This is a genomic window from Pseudomonas sp. 43(2021) (assembly GCF_017490805.1).
In the GTDB taxonomy this organism is placed as follows: domain Bacteria; phylum Pseudomonadota; class Gammaproteobacteria; order Pseudomonadales; family Pseudomonadaceae; genus Aquipseudomonas.
The window spans coordinates 1-622 of sequence record NZ_JAFGYJ010000162.1 but is presented as its reverse complement, the minus strand read 5'-3'; the positions used below and the strand labels follow the sequence as shown (position 1 = coordinate 622).

Genomic DNA, 622 nt, shown 5'->3' with positions numbered 1-622 from the left:
GGTGTTACTCGTCGAAGATCTGACCGAAACGCAGATGCTCGAAGATAAACTGGTGCATTCCGAACGGCTGGCCAGCATCGGTCGACTCGCAGCGGGTGTGGCCCACGAAATCGGTAATCCGATCACCGGCATCGCCTGCCTGGCGCAGAACCTGCGCGAAGAGCGTGAAGATGACGGCGAGCTGACGGAAATCAGCGGGCAGATTCTCGAGCAGACCAAACGCGTCTCGCGCATCGTCCAGTCGCTGATGAGCTTCGCCCATGCCGGCAGCCATCAGCACAACGACGAACCAGTGTGTCTGGCCGAAGTCGCGCAGGACGCCATTGGCCTGCTGGCGCTGAACCGGCGCAATTTCGAAGTGCAGTTCTACAACCTGTGCGATCCCGATCATTGGGTCGAAGGCGACCCGCAACGGCTTGCCCAGGTGCTGATCAATCTGCTCTCCAACGCCCGCGACGCCTCGCCGCCGCACAGTGCGGTACGGGTCAAGAGCGAAGCCGGCGAACACACGGTCGATCTGATCGTCGAAGACGAAGGCAGTGGTATTCCGTCGAGCATCATGGACCGATTGTTCGAACCTTTCTTCACCACCAAGGATCCGGGTGAAGGCACCGGTCTGGGC

1 protein-coding gene is annotated in these 622 nt (G+C 60.6%); it reads left to right on the top strand.

The window, feature by feature from the left end; all coding sequences use genetic code 11:
* Positions 1 to 622: ATP-binding protein (locus tag J5M71_RS26535; RefSeq protein ID WP_243434362.1), on the top strand; the 622-nt coding region annotated here is incomplete at both ends.